Genomic DNA, 19,097 nt, shown 5'->3' on the forward strand with positions numbered 1-19,097 from the left:
GGTTCAGTCCTTTGCCAAGGGCCGCAGGGTCAAGCGATTATCCCCCAGCTCGATGACCCGAGCCCGATCCGGGTCCAGGTCATCACGGTTCAACGTCAGGCGCCAGGTGTTCAACTGGGTATCAGGGCTGCGAAACAACGCCACCACCGTGACGAACTGCGCGTCCTTGTCCATCGGCACATTCAACTGCGCGCCTTCCTCGGGCTTCACCACCACCGAGCGTTTGTCCAACAACGCGCTCGCCAGCAGTTGATTGTCATCGCCCAGCAGCCCGTCGTAGGTGGCCTGCTCTACGGCCTTGCTGTCGCGCAATTGATACACCCGCACCAGGGTCGGCACCGACAAGGCGCTCATGTCCGTGGCAGAGGTGTTCAACGCCGCGCGTGCACTGAAATCCAGATGCAGGGTTTTCACCTGCTTGTAGAAGATCGCCTTGGTAGTGGATGCCGTGCCATCCGCAACGGTCTGGGCCAGACCACACCCGCCGAGAGCCGCGAATATCACCAGACTAAAAACGGTACGCAACATGCTGTGTTTCCCTATTGTGGGGATTAATCGAAAGGCCTTGGTAGCGGCCCAGGTTGATCGTGAGAGTGTCGTGTTCGGCCACCTGCCAAGCATCGCTTCCCAAGCCCAGCACCCCGGTCATGCCCAACCGAATAGGGGCTTGCCCCAGCACCGGTGCGGGCAGGCTGTGCACTGGCAATGACAACTGCAGTTTCGCCGTGCAGCGCCACCCGAGGTACACGCGCAGCAGCACCAGCAGATCGCTGTACAACTCACCACCGGGCAACCAGCCGATGGCTTCCTGCGTGTCTTCTGTGTAGAGCGTCAGCCGCAGTTGGCTGTTGGCATCAAGGCCAACGCTGCCCAACGGCGTCCCCTGGGACAAGCTCACTGGACGTTGGCGGGAAAGGCTGGCCGGATGTTCCAACGCAATTTTTTGTGGCCAATGCGGGGTCACCTGCGCCTGGGTGTTGGGCGCCAGTAACTTGACCAGCGCGGTGATGCCCTCGGCATTACGTGTGGGCAGGCGCATCACACTGAGCAGGGCCAGAAAACGCGAGACCGGCGTGGCGATCTGCTGGGCGGTGCCAGGAATCCCTAAGCCGATCAGGCCCAACAGGCATTGCGAGGTGGCATCGGTGCCGCCTGCTTCGAAAGTCGCCGGGTAGGAATACTTGCGCCAGATCCGGTAGAACTGGGTGAAGATCCGGTGGTTGAAAATATCCAGGAAGGCTTCCAACGCTTCATGCCCTTCCCGGCGCTGCGCGATGTCATCCAAAAACACCGTCGGCATCGGCGAGTCGACGCCGTACAACCCGAGCAGACGAGTGCGTACTGTCGCCGGCCGTTCCGGATGAGCGACATCGGTTTCAATCGACTTCAACTCGCTGGCTGGAAAGCCCATCCCCGGATCAGGCCGAAAGCGCACCGCATCATCAGCCGGGTGCGCGGTACTGCCCAAAGGCGGATGACCGGGCAGAGCCTGCTCCAGCAACTGGCAAAAGCGGTACAGGTTAGCCTCGGCTACTTGGTCCTGCAGGGCGTCGAGCAGGCCGCCGGCTTTCAGCCGGGAATACGCTGACTGTGGTTCTCGTTCCATCGCAGGCACTTTCCAGTAGGTTGCAGGATCAGCGTGAGCTGGGTGTACAGATGAATGTCGGCATACAAGGAGAAGAAGCGGTTGAGCATCTCGCCGAACAGGCTGATGTCGCCCTCCCCCGAAAAGCCATTGGCATCCAGGGTGATTTCGATATCCACCCCACGCAGCAGAAAGCCTTTCTCGAAACGCTGCACCAGGTGATGTTTGACCTCGACGATCGCCGCCAAACGACGGCGATTCAGCTCACTGCCCGTCCAGTCATACAGCGCCAACGTCCCGCGCAGCACCTCGGCGTTGTCGAGCATCGGCAGGAAGTTCGATCCCAGGTGACTGAGCACCCGCCAGTGAAAGCGGTCGCGGTTCGGCGGATAACACGGCAAGGTCGGCGCACACAGATTGCGCACGCGCAAACCGGCCTGGGTGGACTGCACCACCGTATCGAGCAAGGTGCTTTGCAGTGCCTTGCGCGGCAACTGACCGTGGGTGCCGGTCAAGCGCAATGACAGGCTTTCACGCTCGCGCAGGCGGTCCTTGTCGAAACCCTCGCCGCCCAGAATCAGCCAGGTGTCATGCAAACCATTCGCTGCGCGCTTCAGGCGTGTATGGAAGTAGCGTTCTGGGGCATCAAAGCGCAGCATGCCGCCCTTGTGACGAAAGCTGGTGAACGGCACGTAGTCCTGGCGCTCGGCGTTCCTCGACGCAGTGACCCGGTCCACCGAATAGATCTCCGTATGACCGTCCTGCAATCGCATCGGGCGTAGCAAGTAGTCGGTTTGCAAGGGCGCCAGGGTCAGCGGGTCGGCCTCCAGCGCAAACAGATTGATCACCGGTACCGCGTGCAAGCGGATGTGCTCGCTGCTCAAGTCGAAGTTGGCCGGCCAGGGCTCACGCAACACCACTTCAAGTTCGAACCAGGCCGTGCCAGGCGCAATCTTCAACTGCTCCAGGCCGCACAAGGTCACGAACATGAATTTTTCACGGAAACTGAAATATTCCAACAGCAACTGGTAACCGCTGAAGGCGCTGTCGCCCTTTGGCCACAGCCGGTCTTCATCGGCAAAGCCCTTGGGCGCAAAATGCGCGGTCAGTGGCTGGCGCTCGGTCTGGCCGGGCCAGCGCACATACATCGCTTGTGCATTCAGGGTCAGCGCCTGATGCAACGCGCTGGCCAGCGGCGTATCGGCATTCAGGTATAGCGGCAAACGGCTGAGGTCGATCAGGCTCCAGTCGGTCAACGCCCCACAGGCAAAACGCAGGCGCAACACTGAGCGACCATCCATTTCATGACCGCGCGCCACCGATTCCAACGCCAGCGGCCGCAGGGTCAAGTCCTGGGTGGTGGTGTAACGGCAACGGGTGCGTTGCGGGCCGATCGGTTGCGACAGCACCTCAAAGCCCTGGGCGATCAACTCGCTGCGCTTCATCTGCGCCAGTTCAGGCGCCAATTCGACCACCGACAGCGATGGAATGGTGCGCAGGTAATGCGGCCACAGCAGGCTGACCAGGCCTTCGGTCAGTTCCGGCAGGTCGTCGTCGAGTTTTTCGCGCAAGCGGCCCATCAAGAATGCGAAGCCCTCGAACAGGCGCTCCACATAGGGATCCTGCGCTCCCGGTTTGTCCAGATTGAGCTGCGCCGCCCGATCCGGGAACGCGTCCGCGAACTCCTTGCCGGCCTCGCGCAGGTAGCGCATTTCGGCATCGAAGTAGCGCAGTGTCAGATTGTCCATGTTCACAGAAAGAATCCTGATGTAGGAGGGTTAGCCGCAAAGCACTGCGGCGCGTACCGGATCGATGGCTACCAACGCCGCCAGCAAAGCTTCCATGCGCCGCGCCAGGGTAGGTTTGTCGGCGTCATTGCGCTGGGCTTTCACCCGCAGCAGTTTGAGCAGCCGCGCCTTGACCTCGAAATTCAGCTCGGGCTCCCACTCGGCCAAGGCGTGACGTTGCGCCGTGGCGTCCAGTTCGGCCAACAGATGGATGGCCAGGTCGCTCTTGCTGTACTGCTCGGCCACCCGCGCCATCAACAGGCGCAGCAACCAGCGTTGGCGCCCGGTGTGGATACCGGGGCGTGCGGCCAGCCAGGCCAGCGCCTGATCCACGCCGTCGCTGTCAGCCTGGGCCACGGCCTCGCCTTCCAGGGACAGGATGTCGGTATCGCCAGTGGCCGGTGCCGCCGAGGGTACGGGCAACCATTGCTGGGGCTGGTTGCCGCTGACGTGCTGGGCGATCCACTCTCGGGTGGTTTCGTCGGCAAACGGGCTGCCGTCGCTCCAGCACAGCACCTCCAGACCCGGCAGGCGCTCAAGGAACATGCCCAGGTCACGCTTGGCGATATCGGCCCAGCGATCCTGCGGCGCGGGTTGTTTGCTCAGGGCCTGATACAAGAACCACTGCAGGTCCAGCCAGAAATGGTTCACGCCCTCGGCATAGATCCGCTCGACCTGCTCGATCAGCTCCGACCAGTTCTGTTGCAGGTACAAACGTTTGAGCTGTGCCCGGTATTCACCGCGCGGCGGCGCCAAACGCGTGTTGCCGTTAGCCTCCTGAGGGGGTGTCTGATGCACGGTGTCCCAACGCAAGCTCTTCATCAACCGATGAGCCGCCAGCCAACCCAGGGGTTGCTCACGCAGGTAGCCCGCCAATGCCCGACCGCTGTCCAATAGATCACGCCCGGACTTGATCTGCGGCGCTGGCGCATGCGCGGTTGACTCATGGCTGGCGGTGTTCTGCGGCACCAGCGCGTCCATGCCGCCGGACTGCGCCAGCCTCGCGGACAAGGCGGCATACAATGGCGCCAAATCAGGGCGCTGCTCCTGCGGCAACACATTCAGTCCGCGCTCCAGCCAGGCCAGTGCTGCGGCAGTGCGCTCGGCCTCGGCTTTGACCACTTCCGGGTACAGCGACAGCGTGTCGAGCACCTTGCCACCCGCCAACCATTCCAGGGCCATCTTGCGGCTGTTGGGGCGGATGGGCAGCACCGCGTCGGCAAAGCGTTCCACCAACGCCGCCAGCAGGCTGAGACCATCGGCCAAGCCGACTTCGCCGTCCTTGTGCAAGCGTGCCCACAGGTAATAGGTGGCAACGCGCAGGTCCTTGCAGCTGTGGGTCAACAGCTTCTGCGCCAGTTGGGCGACCTGCTCGGCATCGGCGCCCGAGAGCTTGTTGACCTCTTCGCGCATGCGCTGGAAGTCATCGTCGTAGCCGGGGTCTTCGCCGACGGGGGAGTCGGTGCTGATGGGCTGCAACCAGGGTTGCCATTGGGTGGCCTGTTCGCGGGCGACGGACAACGCGTCGCGCTCGCCGAGGCAGCGGGCGATTAAGGTGCGTAGGCTCATGGGAAACTCCCGTTTTGCGCATAAGGCGTTTCGGCGGCGTTCTCGCTGAGAAATATCTGCCGGGGCAACTTGAAGCCCCTTAATTTGAGCAACGCCAACGGCCCGGCATCCAACTCGGTGCGCAGGTGCCAGATCAAGTTCAAGCCATCGGGCGCCTTGAGCACCATGCGGTAGCGGCTGTCACCATCATCCAGTGGCGTGACCTGGGCTTTTTCCAGCAAACGGATCAGCCCCCAGGTACCGGGGTAATCGCCGAACAACCGTTCGCCGGCCAGCAGGCTGGTCCAGCTCAGGCTGACGCCGGGGTAGTCACTACGCCCCGGCCAGTTGAAACGCTGCCAGCTCTCCTTCTGGTTGAAGTACTGGTGCTTGTCGCCGTTGAGGATAAAGGTGGTTTGCACCACATCACGCACGGGCTTGCCTTGCAGTTCAAAGCTCAGCCCCATGCCTCCGTCGGTGTAGAGCACATCGGCCAGGTCGCTGAGCTGGTTGATGGCGGTCAGAAACTGCGGGTTGAAGCGCAGCCCTTGGCTGTGGCGCGGATCGGCCACCCAACGGCTGCCCTCCTTGCGCAACACGCCGCTCAATTGCCGCTGCAAAAACTGCTCGATGCGGCCGGAGTCCGTGCGGATCATCTGCCCCAGCATCGGTAAGGACGCATCGCTGGCAGTGGCTGTAAATGGGTAGCGGCTGGCGAAAGCATCGTCCCAATGGCTGACGATCGAGCGTTGCCACTGGCTGTTGATCCCTGCCGCCGACGGTTGCAGGACGCGTTGCCAGGCATGCTCCAGCGGCTGCACGAATAGCGTTTGCGCCGCCCCGCCCCACTCTGCCCCCAGGCTGGCGGCCATCAGGCTGCCGTAGGATTGGGTGTCGGTCAGGTCGATGCTTTTACCTTGAAACACGGTTTGCGCCAGTGCCTGGGTCATTTCCAGCGGATCGGCCGCCGTGCTGACTTGCTGCAACTTGAGGCGTACCCGTGTTACCCGCGTGAGGAATGCCTGGAGGCTCAAGCCATCCGTGCTGTTCTTGCCTTCGGGGCCTTTGCCCAACAGCGCCAGCAATGGGCCAAAGGTTGCGTCCAAGGGACTGCTGGGTAGGTGGGCCAGTTGGTCAATCAGCGGCGCCTTGTCCTGCCCAATCAGCTTTTGCGCGGACTTCATGAGCGAGTCGGCCAGCGCCTGGGTTCGGGTGCCGGCCTGACCGTGATAGGCCACGGTATTCATCAGCGCAATCAGTGGGGATTGGCGCACGTCGCTCATCAGCGTCAATTGGTCAATCACTTCGACGAGGCTCCCGGCCTGCTGCCAACGCAGGCTATTGAGCAGATCCAGCCAGGCACTGGCGTAGTCCTGGAAGTACCGTTCGGTGAGCCGCTCACGGAGCTGGTCCGGGCTCAAGCGGGTGTCGATGTCGGTGGGTTTGTCGCTGAGTACCCAGTCGATTTCCTCGCGGCGGGCCTCGGCGATCTCGTCGATGGCTTGGCGCACCTGGCCCTCCCAGGCCTGGCGGGTGAATACACCCGGCACGCTGGCATCGGTGGAGAACAGGGCCAGGCTATCGGTGTCACCCACCAGTTGGTGAAGGCCCAGGCCCGGGTAGTGATTGGCGGCATCATCGAGCAGTTGTTGGTACAGGCTGGCCTCGGCATTGCGTTGGCCTAATTGGCCGAGCAGTACCTGCCGGACTTGCGCGACCAGCCTGGGGTCGGCCTGGATGCGCCAGCCAGGGTTCGCGGCCAGGTGTTCGCCATAGAACCGCCACAGGTTGGGCGCCAGGCTTTGCCAAAGCCCTGGTGATATGCCTGTGCGTGTAGGCTCAACGTCGCTCAGGGTTGTGACCAGGAGGCTGGCATCGGCTTTTTCCGGGCGCGCCATCATCAAATAGGCTTTGAGCTGGGCGTAGGCATCGCGGGCACGTTCAGCACGTTCAGGGCTGTCCGGGGCCAGCCTGACCAGCGCGTTGAGCTGTGGGCGCAACGTAGCGGCGGCCGGGTCGCGGATCAGGCGGTTGTTGGCCTCCACATAACGTGGCCACAGCGTTTCAAGCAGTGCTTGATTTTGGTTCAAGCCAAAGCGTTGGTACCACGGAGCGCCGCCCTGGACGCGATCATCCAGGCGTGCCAGCTCGCGGACCAGTTCGTTGAGGGCCTGGAGTTGTTCGTCACCTGGCGAGGAGTGTTGCAGGGCAGTCAGTGAGCTGTGTATCTGGGCGATCTGCGCGCGGTTGCTGACGAAAGACAGCAGCAGACCCGCTCCCCACAGCACGGCCAATCCCAAGGCCAGCGCATAGGTGATCCGGTGTGCGCTCCAGCCCAATCGACGGCCACTGGCCGCTTTATCGTTGAGAACGCCTTGCCAGGCCGTATTCACCGGCCAAAAGTGTTCAAGCGTGCTCTCAACAGGCGGCACCGGCAGACTGAACCATAGGCCGCGTAACGGTACACCGCGGGAAAACGCGCCCATTAGCGGCGTTAGTACCTGGCGCCATCGGGCAATGCCCTCGGCCTGTAAATCGCGGGACAGCCGCAGGAGGAAGTCATGGGTCACGGCATCGTGCATTTGCGCAAGGCCCGCACGGCGCAAGGGGTCGAGCAAACTATCCAGACTGTTTTCTAAAACCAAGGGAGTGACACGTGATGGCAGCAGGCAGCCCACGGGCTGGCTATCGCGCTCCTCCTGAGACCATGCACTGTCGCCGATCTGCCACAGGTGCAGCGGCAACTGCCAACGCAACGCACGGGCCAGGGTTTGCAGGCGACGGGCACCGGCGCTCATCGCGGCGGCATCGGTGCATTGGTCTTTGCTCAATGCCCAGACCACCCCATTGAGCGCACGCCTGCGGCACAGGCCGCGCCACTGCAAAAGCAACGCGTCTTGCGGTTTACCTTGGATGCTACCGGCCCACAGCAGCACGGTGTTTTGCCCTTCCAGCCAACGCTGCTCGCTCAACCCTGGGGCAATCGCCTCAATCTGCTCAGGCTCACCGACCACCAATAAGAGTCGAACTTTGCGCCGCCAGAAGAAGCCATAGCGTTCTCGAAGATAAGCACCATTGGGAACGGCACTTTGCGCAACCTGAGCAACGTGAGATTTAGGACGGGCCGCTTGCGGCTGGAGGTTCTTTGCGTCCTGCTTGCGATACGCCGAACGCCCCAGCTCACGGCCCAGCAAGTGGTAACCCAGCAGAAACAGCACCACTATCAACGTGGTTGCAGCGATCGCCAGCAGCCAAAAGGACTGGCGTTCGCTGCCAGGCTGAATACCCAACCAGTCCGGGTAGCGCCATACCATCACCCCCAGCAGCGTGCCAGCCAACAACAGCATGCCAGCCAGCACCCAGAAGCCTACAATGCGTCGAAACTGCATTCGAGATCCCTATTTCGAAAGCGGCAGCACAGGCGTCATCGCTGTGCTCCAGAGCCCTGCATCAGTGCAGCCGCTCCCGCTGAAAATAAACTGCGGCCCAGCGCCGCCCTGCATGGTTTGTGTTGCAGCGGCAATGGCCAGCCACGGTGCGGCTTTGCCTGAGTAGCCCAGCGATATGTCCAAGTCCTGGATTCCTTGGTCACGCGTCACCGACATGGGCGCCTCACCCAGTACGGCGTTTATCGCCGCATGACGTTGAGCATCTATTCCTGCCCGCCAAACATGGCGCACCGATTTCGCATCCACCGGTCCCCAGTTCAAGGCTTGCGTCACGGCGTAGTGCAACGCTTCAGTCGATGGTTGCTGTTCAAGCTCCGGGCGATGCAGAACAGCCACAGGAGGCAAAGTCGTTTGCGTCAAACGGTTGCCAAGCAGCAACCCCACTAACACCTCACCTGTTGCTTCGGGCTGCTTCGGTGCGAAGTGCACTGCAATCACCAGCAGCAGTGCCTGATCGTCGCGACACTCATCGAGCCACTGGTCCAGCGCGGGCAAACCACATCCCTCCAAGACGACGAGCGTTTGACGGATACCCGACTTACGCAAAGCCTGTTGCCATACACGGTCCCATGCGCGATCCAGCAAGCCGCTCTCGACCTCCAGCAACACTGCCAGCGGCGTTTCATCAGGCAACTGCTTCAATGACGGCGCCAGCTCGGTAAACAACTGCCCCAGCGTGCGCAGCAATGCAGGCTCGGGGTCTTCATTTACATCGCCAGCCAAACGGCTATGACGTAGCGTTACGCTATCCCATCGGGCGGGTTGCGCCTTTAGGGCTTTGATACTCCCGAGCAACGCATCCATCTGTGCTGCAGGGCTTTCGTCCGGTTTGCGCAAGGCGGTATGCAGGCTTGCGCTCAATACCTCCAGTGAGCGCCGCCCTTGGCGAACTCTCTGCACCAAATCATGCTCACGGGCCTCATCCCAACCATCTGCCGCGTGTTGCTGGCCGAGATACAAGAGCACCCTTGCGGAACTCAGCACACACCAGCCCAGAAACGGGATGCCCAAGGCCAATCCCCAGAACATAGGCGGCTGCTGGCTTACCGGTGCAGTACTGAACAGCAACGCACCCCCTCCTCCCAACAACAGGACGAGCACCAACAGACCAAGCCACCGCCACATACGAGGACGGGCCGGCCGAAGCGCCAGGGCCGGCACCTGATCCATCCTGACCGGCATGGTTAGCTGGCACCTGCAACGGGCAGCGATGAAATCAACGTACAGCCACACGCACAGGCGTGCCCTTCAAAGGCTATCGGGATGCCGTTGTCACGGAAGACCAGGTGGCCCTCGGAAATTTCAGTACGGCCATGGCCTGGGATTGGGCAGTCCACGGGGTCACCTTCACGGGCGACGCCGATACCGCCGAATTTCATGGTGATGGAACCGGAGAGGACTTCGCCTTCGCCGGTTGTTTTGTCGCCTATGCGGATGATTCCTTTCATGCATTACTCCTATGTAAAATACTAATCAGCCAAACAAATTTATTTACTAATCCAGATCCCATCCACGAACTCCAGAAGCTCAGAGCGCGAAATTGAATCCAGATCTTCCACGCGAAGAAGTTTACCGAATTGACTTCCAACATCATTCGTTTTTATTTTCATAGAACCCCTATAATTCATGATATAGGCGGGCAAAAAACAATATGGGGCGGACTGGTTGTTTGTAGGCTGCTTTAGCAATGTTACAAATGCACTTTCACGCAATTTAACAACATCAACTTTCTCACACAAAGGATGCGAAGCCATTATGTCAGAAATACTGGATGGATCTTTCCCCAATGCCTCTACGGTGAATTCCTTCCCAAGATACAACCTTTGGATTTCACGCTCGCCGGTCACGGATGCCCCGCCAATCAACCAACCGGTATTATCATGAGAAGTACACTTACAGTCGCACGCGATTAGAAACACACCTTTTTCCTTGCGATTCCAAGATATGGATGCTCGCGGAGCCTCGCATGCCGCTAAGATATTCTTCCCTTCACTGCCGACATCCATAGAGCACTCACCTGAAAAATTACAAACAGCCTCACCCTCAATATCTAAAACATGAGGCTCCTGCGCCCACACTGCCAATGGCACCGTCCCGAAAAGCACAGAAGATACAATCAACCCTAAAGCGTTATATATCACAGACATGCCTTCCTCTTATATCTGCTACAAGATGAAAATTTTTATTATCTCGCCTGGTCGAATACTCACCAATACTAGCCAAATACGGATACCTCCAGCCAACACCCCATCAACATAGCTTTGACATAGCGCCAAACTACCTTCACCGCCAACTTGGCACTAAAACAACACGAGTCCGCCATCACAAATATCTTCCGGCATTGCCCATATTGGGCCAGCCCAAAGCATTGCAAAAAAGAAAGCTCCGTTTTTAACGAGAACGCCAGACACTCTCAAAGGCACTAGCCAAATTAATATAACCATTCATTTACACCAATTCAATGGCCCGCAACCCGGCTGGAAATTGGAAATTCCAGACCATCAATATCCGCATGAGCCCCACATACTCCCAACCCAAGCGCGGTCGGATCAACGCCACCCGAAGACACTTTCAATAGATCGTATTTTTTTTCTATAAGCACCAGGCCAAACTTTGAATCATACTCTAACGCACCACCTTTAACAGCCATCTGAAAAGCAAAAGAACAAACATGCTGGTCGGCTTGAGTACTATAAAGCTCAACAAAATAACCAGACGAATTCTTCCTGACTTTTAAGGTATCTCTAAAGCTATTCGAGCAACTCTCTTCCGACCCGACATAAGTGCAAAAACTGCTATCCTTAGAATATTCACCAGCCCAAGTAATATCTAGGCCAGCTTTTGGATCACCCCCGCCCCCCGCTTTAGCCGAAGTAAAGACGACAACGAGAACGCAGGTTAAGAAAAAAGACCATCCACTTTTCATTTCTATTTGCCTCCCCTTAGATAACGAGCTCTTTGTCGCCCCTTTTCGTACTGCGCCAACTCCGGAGTCTCCTCAATATAACGTGCCAGCGACTCCGGATCATTTCCTGAAATATAAGGCAACTGCCTAGACCATATACTTCCTTGATGATATGTAAAATCCACCGCAACGTCTCTAATCCTTTCATTCAATTCATTCCATTTTGGCGAATTTTGAACTGCCACTGATTCATATCTACGTACGGCCGCAGCCTCGTATGCAGGGTACAAAACCTCCTCAAACAGAACTATTTGCTCCTGATGAGAAATCGCCCCAAAAACATCGCGATTCTGCTTCACAAAAGCTTGAGCACTTGGCCCAGAAAGTGTCGCACCTAAAGAAAAATTTTCCGCAGCCGCACTATCAAAACCAGCCTCAATTAGCTGTGAATAAACTTGAGGCCTAGTTCGATGTCGCATATCATAACCACGCCCGAGTGTAACCCCCGACTTACCCGCAGGCCAATGCAATTTCCGGCTAAAATATAAACTATCAGCCAAATCATTACCCTCAGCATCAAATGTAACTTGCCCACTTCGCACGGTCAGCCGCTCCTGCTCCACTGCTGCATAAAAATTCCCCACCAAGCCGATAGCATGTAAGTGATACACCTTCCCATCAGCCGGCAAACCAACTTTCTCCGCCACTTCCTCCCACCAACTCAGCTGTTTGATCCGTTCCTTCTCCGCCAGCCAATTAGTATGCGGAGTCGAGCCGCCGTGACCAAACATCTCATCCAACCCATCCCACTTCTGCGGCTTGTAATACCACTCACTTTCGCAACATATAATTAGCTGCGAGATTGATTGGGCCTGAGCAGGTATTCGAATTGCCGCTTGTATTTCCTCAGCGGTCATTTTCTTATTGCCATCACGATCAATGATGTCGTATAGCCGCTCCTTTAGCGGCCCTGAGTCCCCGGCATCAGCTAACGCGCAATAGCGTTGGAGTTGCTGATCCGTGAAACGCTTAAGTGATCGAAGGAACGCCGCCATAAAGGCAGGAGCAGAGGTATAGTCCGTGATGACAGCATAGCCTTGCCATTCCCATGGACTGACCCACGGGGTAATGCCCACTTCCTCGCGCACCCAGCCGCTCAATAGCTTGTTGTCGGCATCGTTGAGAAGCTGATTAAGGCGATACCAGTTGTAAGCCTTGTGCCCTGCAGTTGCAGGTACTGTAATTTTTTCTGCAGTAGGCAAGCTATCAAGTAGGCTTTTTGGGATCAATAAATCCGCACCGCTTACTGCGTCGGCCGTACTTAAGGTGGGTAGTTGTTTGGTGCTGAAATGGTCTTGATGGGCCACCACAGGAGTGCCCTTGACAAGCTTCAACCAAGTTTTACTCGTGTCGGGCAGATTCTTCGCCCAACATTGGCAATCCTTGATGAATTTCTCCATATCCTCTTCGCTAAACACCTCGAGATGCAGCTTCTTTTCGGGCTTATCAGCGGCATAGTCCTGGTACCACCCGATGTGACCGATTAGCTCTCCGGCCTTGATCGGAATCGGCTCATCAAGCACATTCACGCGGTCATATTGGGGGGTACGCAGACTTTGTAACGACTTAAAATAGACGTACTGAGTGACGTGCTCCAGCTTTCGAAATTTGCCCTCACCGCTGACCTTGACTTGCGTTCCGGCCGGTAACTTTTGACCAATGGTTTTACTTTGAGCCGTCGCGTCAACATGGACGTTCAGGTCATTCTTGAGGCGATACTCCCCCCCCTCAATCGACTCCAGGCGGTCGAAATCAAGATACCCAAGTAACGAGCCACCTTGGTTCTGTAGGTAACTTGGCCCTACAGAATTTTCCAGTTTCCGGAAATCACCTTCGCCGCTGACTATCACTTCTGCTCCTCGCGGCAGAAGATCGAGTACTTTGCCTTGGTGCGACCGATTACGCACATTCACGCCGTGCTGCTCGGGAGGCCCGGTGCGAACATCTTTCGCGGTCTCCGGGACGAGACGAACTGTACTCTCCGGCCAAAAAGCTGGCCGGGCGATGGTTAAATCGCCTTCGTAGGCCGTCCCGTCTTGCAGGTGCATGTACAAACTGTAGAAAAATAGACTGGGAGGAGACTTCGGCTCTCCCTCAATCGCTGGTGGCTCAAGACGGTGACGAACCAACACAAAGTTACGGGAGTAAGGCTTCATCACATGCAGTTTATTGACGATATAAACTGTTCTTGCTGAGTTCTTATCAATACGGTAAGCCAGCACCTCGCCATCGGCCAGACAGTGCACACTTGCATCCTTCGGAACTCCAGTGCCGTTATCAAAATGCACGCCGCCATGCCAAAGCCCACCCACTCCCAGTGGATATGAACCCGCCGCCGCATTGGCCAACTGCGTTAGTTGCTGTAGTGGAGTGCTCTTATCCTTGAAGGGGTGACTCCAATTTTTTATTGCCGCAGGTCGCAACTTGGCAGTCACTGGCCCCATATTTCGGAGCCGCTTTCCATCCGGCGTCAAATAGAGCGGCTCCTGCGAACCCTCCGATTTCGAATCACTGGGGCTAAATATATTGGCAAGCCGTTTGAAAACACCATCAACCATGGTGCGCTCCCTCCTGGTCACGAAAAGAAGTCATCCTGAGAAAACCGTCGAACTCAAAGAGTCAGCGTCATACTCAGTCACCGGGGGAAGTTGTGGCATCTGCGCTACTTGTTTGGCAGCCCCCACTACGTACTCGTAGCTCGCCGACTTGACGATGTAATCCCCTTCGGTGCCCGACTCGATGCTGAACGGGTCCAAGGTGATGTAGCTGCCACCCGCATTAAGGATGATTTTCTTCTTGGCCGTAATGCGGATCTCGTCCTCTGTACTGCTGATCTCCAGCCCATGGCGTGCGATCAACTCCAGTTTGTCGTTCTGTACCTGGATGCTCACCGGCCCTTGGTTGGCAATCAGCTTGATGCCCAGCTTGCGCACGAACACACTCAGCCCCTGCCCAACCCCCATGAACAGGCGCTTGACCACACTGATATCGGCTTGCCCGCCGGCGTTCAACATCAGGTTGTGCTCAGCGGCCAGTTGCAGATGCTGGCCGCTGGTCAGCGCGATGCCCTGGGGGGCGCTGAGCAGCAGCACCGCCGATTTGAGCTGTTCTAGGTTTTGCTGCAGCAGGTTCAGTTGCGCCTGCACATCCGCCGGATCGGCATGGCTGGCTTCGGCATCCACCGAGAGCGCCTGCAACTGCTCACCGGCCTGCTGCAACCGGCCCACCGCGGCGTTCATCTCCAGCATCGGCCCTTGCGCGCGGCGCTGGGCGTCGGCACTGATAAACAGACCTTTGCCACCACGGATCGCGGCATGCCCATCGGTACGCAATTCCGCGCCCTCCCCGCGAGGCTGGCGCTCGGCATCGACGAGATGGCCGAGGTTGAGCTGGCTCTTGCCGCTGTGTTCGGTGCTGAGTTTGAGGTGCTCCTGCCCGCGGGTGTCGTCCATGCGCAGCTTGTTGTTGGCCGGGGTGCGCAGCACGTTGCGCTTATCGTTGCGCAGGGTAACGTGGTCCACATGCTGGCTGTCATGAAGGGCATGGGCGATGTAGGGGCGATCCGGGTCGCCTTGCTCGAAAGCGATTGCTACCTCGGTGCCGGCAATCAGCGGTAAATGCAGGCCATGGGTGTCGCCGGCGTAGGGCCGGGCCAGGCGTAGCCAAACGCTTTCCTCACCAGCCTTCCAGCTGTCGCGATCAAACAGGAAGTTCACCCGGTAGCGCCCTTCCAGGTCGATATGGGCGTAGGGGTCGTTGGCCTGTGGGCTGGTGATGCGGGCCGGGACGGTGCCGGCGATCTGCGGTTTGTCCTTCAGTTCGGGGCGAAAGCACACCGTTTCTGAATAGGGCATGGCTTGGAAGGTGGCCTCAAAGCTTTGGTCGCGGGCGGCCTTGGTGGTCAGGCCGGTGATCACCGCGCCCGGCGTAAAGGCCTGGGGCGCGCCGCCGGAGACTTCGAGCACTTGGCCCGGGGCCAGGGTGACGCTGCTGCTGATACCGCTGAGTTGGGTCTGCCCGTTCAGGTAGCGTTCGTGGCGCAGGCGGGCATAGAAGTAGCCGCTTTCGCCTTCCAGGTCTTCGTCCTGGGACTGCGCATCGCCGAGTACGCGGTAGGGTTCGGCGTAGTGGTAGGCCTCGCCGTAGGTGGTGGTCGCGCCCCGGCTCTGGTCGATTTCACCACTCAGGTGGGCGCCGACACCGCGGTGGTGGTAAGCCCGAAAATACACCTGCTGCTCGACCACTTCGTGGCTCGATTGCAGTTGCCACACCGCATCCTGGCCGCTGCTCCCCAGCCCGGATTGCGGGCGAAGGGGCAGCTCGATGTCGAACTGATAGTGGCGTTGATCGTCGCAAAACTCGACCACATCGATGCCCAAACGCTCGTCGCTGGTGAAGCGGTACCAGATGCCGACCTCGGCCAGCAGGCGGGCAATAAAGACCAGGTCGCTTTCGCCGTATTGCAGGACCTGTTCGCGCTTGGGGTAGTCGCGTTTGAGGCTGAACAGAAAGTCCTGACCTTCCAAGCCGTGGCGGTTACGCAGAATACTTTCGACGATTTCCGGCACCGATTGGTGCTGGTAGATGCGGAACTGCCGGCCACGACCGAGCAAGGCCAGTCGTGGCTGTAGGGTGATTTCATAGGTGGCCTGGTCGTTGGAGCCGGACTGGCGCTTGAAGCCGGCGACCACGCCCTGCAGGGTGCGCAACGGTTTTACCTCCGGTGCGCTGAGCCCGGCGACCGGCAGCTTTTGCGGTGCGGCGTGCAGGCTGAAGCTGGCATCCTGGCCGAGCATACGTTCCGCAGCCAGGTCGCGCTCGGTGCTGGTGAATTCCACGCGATAGATGAAGGGTTGGCTCAGCTGTTCTTGGCCCTCAAAGGCCAGCACATCGAGCCGGGCCTCAACGTTGCGCACACTCAGCGTATGCCGGCTATGGTCGAAGAAGTTTTGCAATCCATCAAGCATGCTCACACCTCCAGCGCAACGGGCTGAGCCGTGTCTTGAACATCGGTGAATTGCAGGCTGATGCCTTCGTCGTCGCTATAGCCGAGGCGCACGCCGTGGGTACGTTGCTGCGCCGCGCGGCGCTCCAGCAATTGCTGGCTAAGCACCGGCAGGATTTGCTCGTTGAGCAGGCTGTCGATGTTGCGTGCGCCTGAATCGGGCAGCAGGCAGGCGGCAACCAGCGCGTCATTCAGGGCGTCGTCAATCTGACAGTCCAGGCCGTAATGGCGCTGCAGGCGCTTGGCGACCTGGGCCAGCTTGATCGCCACGATGCGCTTGAGTGCATCGGCCTGCAGCGGGCGATAGATCAGGGTCTGAAAGCGTGCCAGCAATGCGGGCTGGAAGTGCTCACGCAGGATGGGGCGCAGCAGTTCATGCAGCACGCTGTCCGGTGCGTCAGGTTGTTCCTGCACACAGGTTTGCAGCAGGTCGCTGCCGAGGTTGGAGGTCATGAGGATGACGGTGTTGCGAAAGTCGATCTCGCGCCCTTCGCCATCGCGCATGAAGCCGCGATCAAAGACCTGGTAGAACAGATTGAGCACGTCGCGATGAGCCTTTTCCACCTCGTCGAGCAGCACGACGCTGTAGGGCCGTTGGCGCACGGCTTCGGTTAGCACACCACCCTGGCCGTAACCGACGTATCCGGGCGGTGAGCCTTTGAGTTGGCTGACGGTGTGGGCTTCCTGGTACTCGGAAAAGTTGAGGGTGATCAGTGATTTTTCGCCGCCGAACAGGCTGTCGGCCAGGGCCAGGGCGGTTTCGGTTTTGCCCACGCCGCTGGTGCCGACCAGCAGGAACACGCCCAGCGGCGCCTTGTCATCGGTGAGGCCAGTTTTGGCCGCGCGCAAGCGCTGGGCCATAGCGCTCAAGGCCAGTGCTTGCCCGATGACACGCTCGCCCAGTTGCTGCTCCAGCATCATCAGGTTCGCCTGTTCGTCCTTGAGCAAACTGCCCAGCGGCACCCCGGTCCAATCGGCAATGACTTCCGCTACGCTACGTGCCTCGACGTCCAGAGACAGCAGGGGTTGATTGCCCTGGACATCGCTCAACTGCCGTTGCAGCTGCGCGCAGGCCTCCCGCTGCAACGGTTGCGCTTGACGCGCATCGATCAGTTGCTGGGTCAGGTCAAGTTCTTGCCGATATTGCTGCTCCAGGTCGATGTATTGGCGTTGCAGCTCGGCGTGTTGGGCGGCAATCACCGCCAGGCGTTCATTGGCACCATGCCCGCCAAGGCGCTGATCCTGTTCCAGCGCCTGGCCCTCCAGCTCCAAGGCCACTTGCCGGGCACTCAGGCGGATCAACGCCTGCGGTTCGCAGTCCAGGCTCATGCGCACTCGGGCGCTGGCGGTGTCCAGCAGGTCGACCGCTTTATCGGGCAACTGGCGACCGGTGAGGTAGCGGCGCGACAGGCTGACCGCAGCCTGCACGGCCGCATCCTGAATGTGCACGCCATGATGAGTGGCGTAGCGCCCTTTGAGGCCACGCAACATCAGGCTGGCGTTGGCATCATCCGGCTCATCGACCTTGACCATCTGGAAGCGCCTTTCCAAGGCGGCATCGCGCTCGAAGTACTGTTTGTACTCGCTCCAGGTGGTCGCAGCGATGGTGCGCAACTCACCTCGGGCCAAGGCGGGCTTGAGCAAATTGGCCGCGTCGGCGCCGCCAGCCTGGTTGCCGGCACCGATCAGGGTGTGGGCTTCGTCAATGAACAACAGCACCGGTTGTTCAGACTGTTGCACCGCGTCGATCACGTTTTTCAGCCGTTGTTCAAACTCGCCTTTGACGCCTGCGCCAGCTTGCAATAAGCCAAGGTCAAGGGTGCGCACACTGACTGATTTGAGACTGTCGGGCACCATACCGTGGGCGATGCTCAACGCCAGGCCTTCGACCAGTGCGGTCTTGCCGACACCGGGTTCGCCCACCAGAATCGGGTTGTTCTTGCGACGGCGGCTGAGGATGTCGATGACCTGGCGGATTTCGTCGTCACGGCCAAACACCGGGTCGATCTGCCCTTGTGCTGCCTTGGCAGTGAGGTCGTGGGTGAACCTGTCCAGCACCGCCTGCAACGCCTCCACTTTTTTCGTTGCGCTGGGTGGGAGTATTGCGAGCTCACCTGAAGACATTTCGGGATCACTTGGCTCGACTGCCCCCTGCACTTCAGGGCGTTCCTCGGACGATTGATCCAACAGCACCAAGAGGCGCTGCAACTGAGCCTCACTGAGGCTGAGCAGTGGCCATGCGGCTTCACACACCAACAAGCTGGGCGTTTCCATCAACGCGCTCAGCAGGTGTACGGAACGCAAGCTGTCGTTGTTGTCGTCCAGCGAGGCCCGCAACCAGGCGTTTTTGATCAGTTGCTGCAATGGCTCCGACAGTTGTGGCTTGCTCTGCACGCTGCGAGGTAGTTGATCAATGTGTTCAAGCAACCCGTACCACAGCGTCTCCATATTCCATTCGTAACGACGCGCGATCACGGTCAGGTCACCGTCTCCCTGCCCCAGCAACTTGAGCAGCCAGTGTTCAATGGTGATCTGTGCGTGCGCACGGTTTTGGCACAGCGAGGCCGCTGCACTCAATGCCTGGGCGCAGTAGGGGTTGAGGCGGCGAAGCAAGCGAGTGGAATTGGGTGCCATACGGTTACATCCTTGTGCGGGGATCTGGGTGTGTCGTCGATAAAACCAGCCGGGGTTGTGCAACTCGATGTGTTTGGCTGAGCGCCCGCGAACGGACGCTCAACCCAGCACACCGGCAGCCAGC

12 protein-coding genes are annotated in these 19,097 nt (G+C 59.0%); all 12 read right to left on the reverse strand.

Going from position 1 to position 19,097, the window contains the following annotated elements; all coding sequences use genetic code 11:
- Positions 1-3 precede the first annotated feature (3 nt).
- The gene (gene tssJ, locus ACO77H_RS16215; protein ID WP_432754270.1) at positions 4-528 is read right to left on the reverse strand and encodes a type VI secretion system lipoprotein TssJ; all 525 of its coding nucleotides are present in this window, start codon (positions 526-528) and stop codon (positions 4-6) included.
- A complete protein-coding gene (gene tssG, locus ACO77H_RS16220) occupies positions 509-1,606 on the reverse strand; it encodes a type VI secretion system baseplate subunit TssG (protein ID WP_169952897.1) in 1,098 nt (365 codons plus the stop codon). Before tssG ends, tssJ begins: the two co-directional genes overlap by 20 nt.
- Positions 1,570-3,339 carry a type VI secretion system baseplate subunit TssF gene (gene tssF / locus ACO77H_RS16225; protein WP_432754271.1) on the reverse strand — a complete coding sequence of 590 codons (1,770 nt, stop codon included), beginning with the start codon at positions 3,337-3,339 and terminating at the stop codon, positions 1,570-1,572. Before tssF ends, tssG begins: the two co-directional genes overlap by 37 nt.
- A gap of 24 nt (positions 3,340-3,363) precedes the next feature.
- Positions 3,364-4,941 carry a type VI secretion system protein TssA gene (tssA, locus tag ACO77H_RS16230; protein WP_432754272.1) on the reverse strand — a complete coding sequence of 526 codons (1,578 nt, stop codon included), beginning with the start codon at positions 4,939-4,941 and terminating at the stop codon, positions 3,364-3,366.
- Positions 4,938-8,309 (reverse strand): ImcF-related family protein, encoded by a 3,372-nt coding sequence (locus ACO77H_RS16235; protein WP_432754273.1) that lies wholly within the window; start codon positions 8,307-8,309, stop codon positions 4,938-4,940. The genes tssA and ACO77H_RS16235 overlap by 4 nt, the downstream gene beginning before the upstream one ends.
- 9 nt (positions 8,310-8,318) lie before the next feature.
- Positions 8,319-9,437 carry a hypothetical protein gene (locus ACO77H_RS16240; protein ID WP_262386241.1) on the reverse strand — a complete coding sequence of 373 codons (1,119 nt, stop codon included), beginning with the start codon at positions 9,435-9,437 and terminating at the stop codon, positions 8,319-8,321.
- 116 nt (positions 9,438-9,553) lie between these two features.
- The gene (locus tag ACO77H_RS16245; RefSeq protein ID WP_432754274.1) at positions 9,554-9,817 is read right to left on the reverse strand and encodes a PAAR domain-containing protein; all 264 of its coding nucleotides are present in this window, start codon (positions 9,815-9,817) and stop codon (positions 9,554-9,556) included.
- A gap of 39 nt (positions 9,818-9,856) precedes the next feature.
- Complete coding sequence (locus tag ACO77H_RS16250) at positions 9,857-10,516, reverse strand: hypothetical protein (protein ID WP_432754275.1); 660 nt, start codon at positions 10,514-10,516, stop codon at positions 9,857-9,859.
- 311 nt (positions 10,517-10,827) lie between these two features.
- Positions 10,828-11,295, reverse strand: a complete 468-nt coding sequence (locus ACO77H_RS16255; protein WP_432754276.1) for a hypothetical protein — start codon at positions 11,293-11,295, stop codon at positions 10,828-10,830.
- A gap of 2 nt (positions 11,296-11,297) precedes the next feature.
- Positions 11,298-13,892, reverse strand: a complete 2,595-nt coding sequence (locus tag ACO77H_RS16260; RefSeq protein WP_432754277.1) for a hypothetical protein — start codon at positions 13,890-13,892, stop codon at positions 11,298-11,300.
- A gap of 30 nt (positions 13,893-13,922) precedes the next feature.
- Positions 13,923-16,301: a type VI secretion system Vgr family protein gene (locus ACO77H_RS16265; RefSeq protein ID WP_432754278.1), complete on the reverse strand. Its 2,379-nt coding sequence runs from the start codon at positions 16,299-16,301 to the stop codon at positions 13,923-13,925.
- Positions 16,302-16,303: 2 nt separating this feature from the next.
- Entirely contained in the window at positions 16,304-18,973 is a 2,670-nt protein-coding gene (gene tssH / locus ACO77H_RS16270; protein ID WP_432754279.1) for a type VI secretion system ATPase TssH, read from the reverse strand.
- Positions 18,974-19,097: the final 124 nt, after the last annotated feature.

It is taken from the genome of Pseudomonas sp. WMBT8, from assembly GCF_050916005.1.
In the GTDB taxonomy this organism is placed as follows: Bacteria; Pseudomonadota; Gammaproteobacteria; order Pseudomonadales; family Pseudomonadaceae; genus Aquipseudomonas.

Bases quoted from the DNA above. Each gene is read 5' to 3' on its own strand.
- ACO77H_RS16260 (WP_432754277.1), bottom strand. From the start codon at position 13,892: ATGGTTGATGGTGTTTTCAAACGGCTTGCCAATATATTTAGCCCCAGT.
- ACO77H_RS16235 (WP_432754273.1), bottom strand. From the start codon at position 8,309: ATGCAGTTTCGACGCATTGTAGGCTTCTGGGTGCTGGCTGGCATGCTG.
- tssA (WP_432754272.1), bottom strand. From the start codon at position 4,941: ATGAGCCTACGCACCTTAATCGCCCGCTGCCTCGGCGAGCGCGACGCG.
- ACO77H_RS16265 (WP_432754278.1), bottom strand. From the start codon at position 16,301: ATGCTTGATGGATTGCAAAACTTCTTCGACCATAGCCGGCATACGCTG.
- ACO77H_RS16255 (WP_432754276.1), bottom strand. From the start codon at position 11,295: ATGAAAAGTGGATGGTCTTTTTTCTTAACCTGCGTTCTCGTTGTCGTC.
- tssJ (WP_432754270.1), bottom strand. From the start codon at position 528: ATGTTGCGTACCGTTTTTAGTCTGGTGATATTCGCGGCTCTCGGCGGG.
- tssH (WP_432754279.1), bottom strand. From the start codon at position 18,973: ATGGCACCCAATTCCACTCGCTTGCTTCGCCGCCTCAACCCCTACTGC.
- tssG (WP_169952897.1), bottom strand. From the start codon at position 1,606: ATGGAACGAGAACCACAGTCAGCGTATTCCCGGCTGAAAGCCGGCGGC.
- ACO77H_RS16250 (WP_432754275.1), bottom strand. From the start codon at position 10,516: ATGTCTGTGATATATAACGCTTTAGGGTTGATTGTATCTTCTGTGCTT.
- ACO77H_RS16245 (WP_432754274.1), bottom strand. From the start codon at position 9,817: ATGAAAGGAATCATCCGCATAGGCGACAAAACAACCGGCGAAGGCGAA.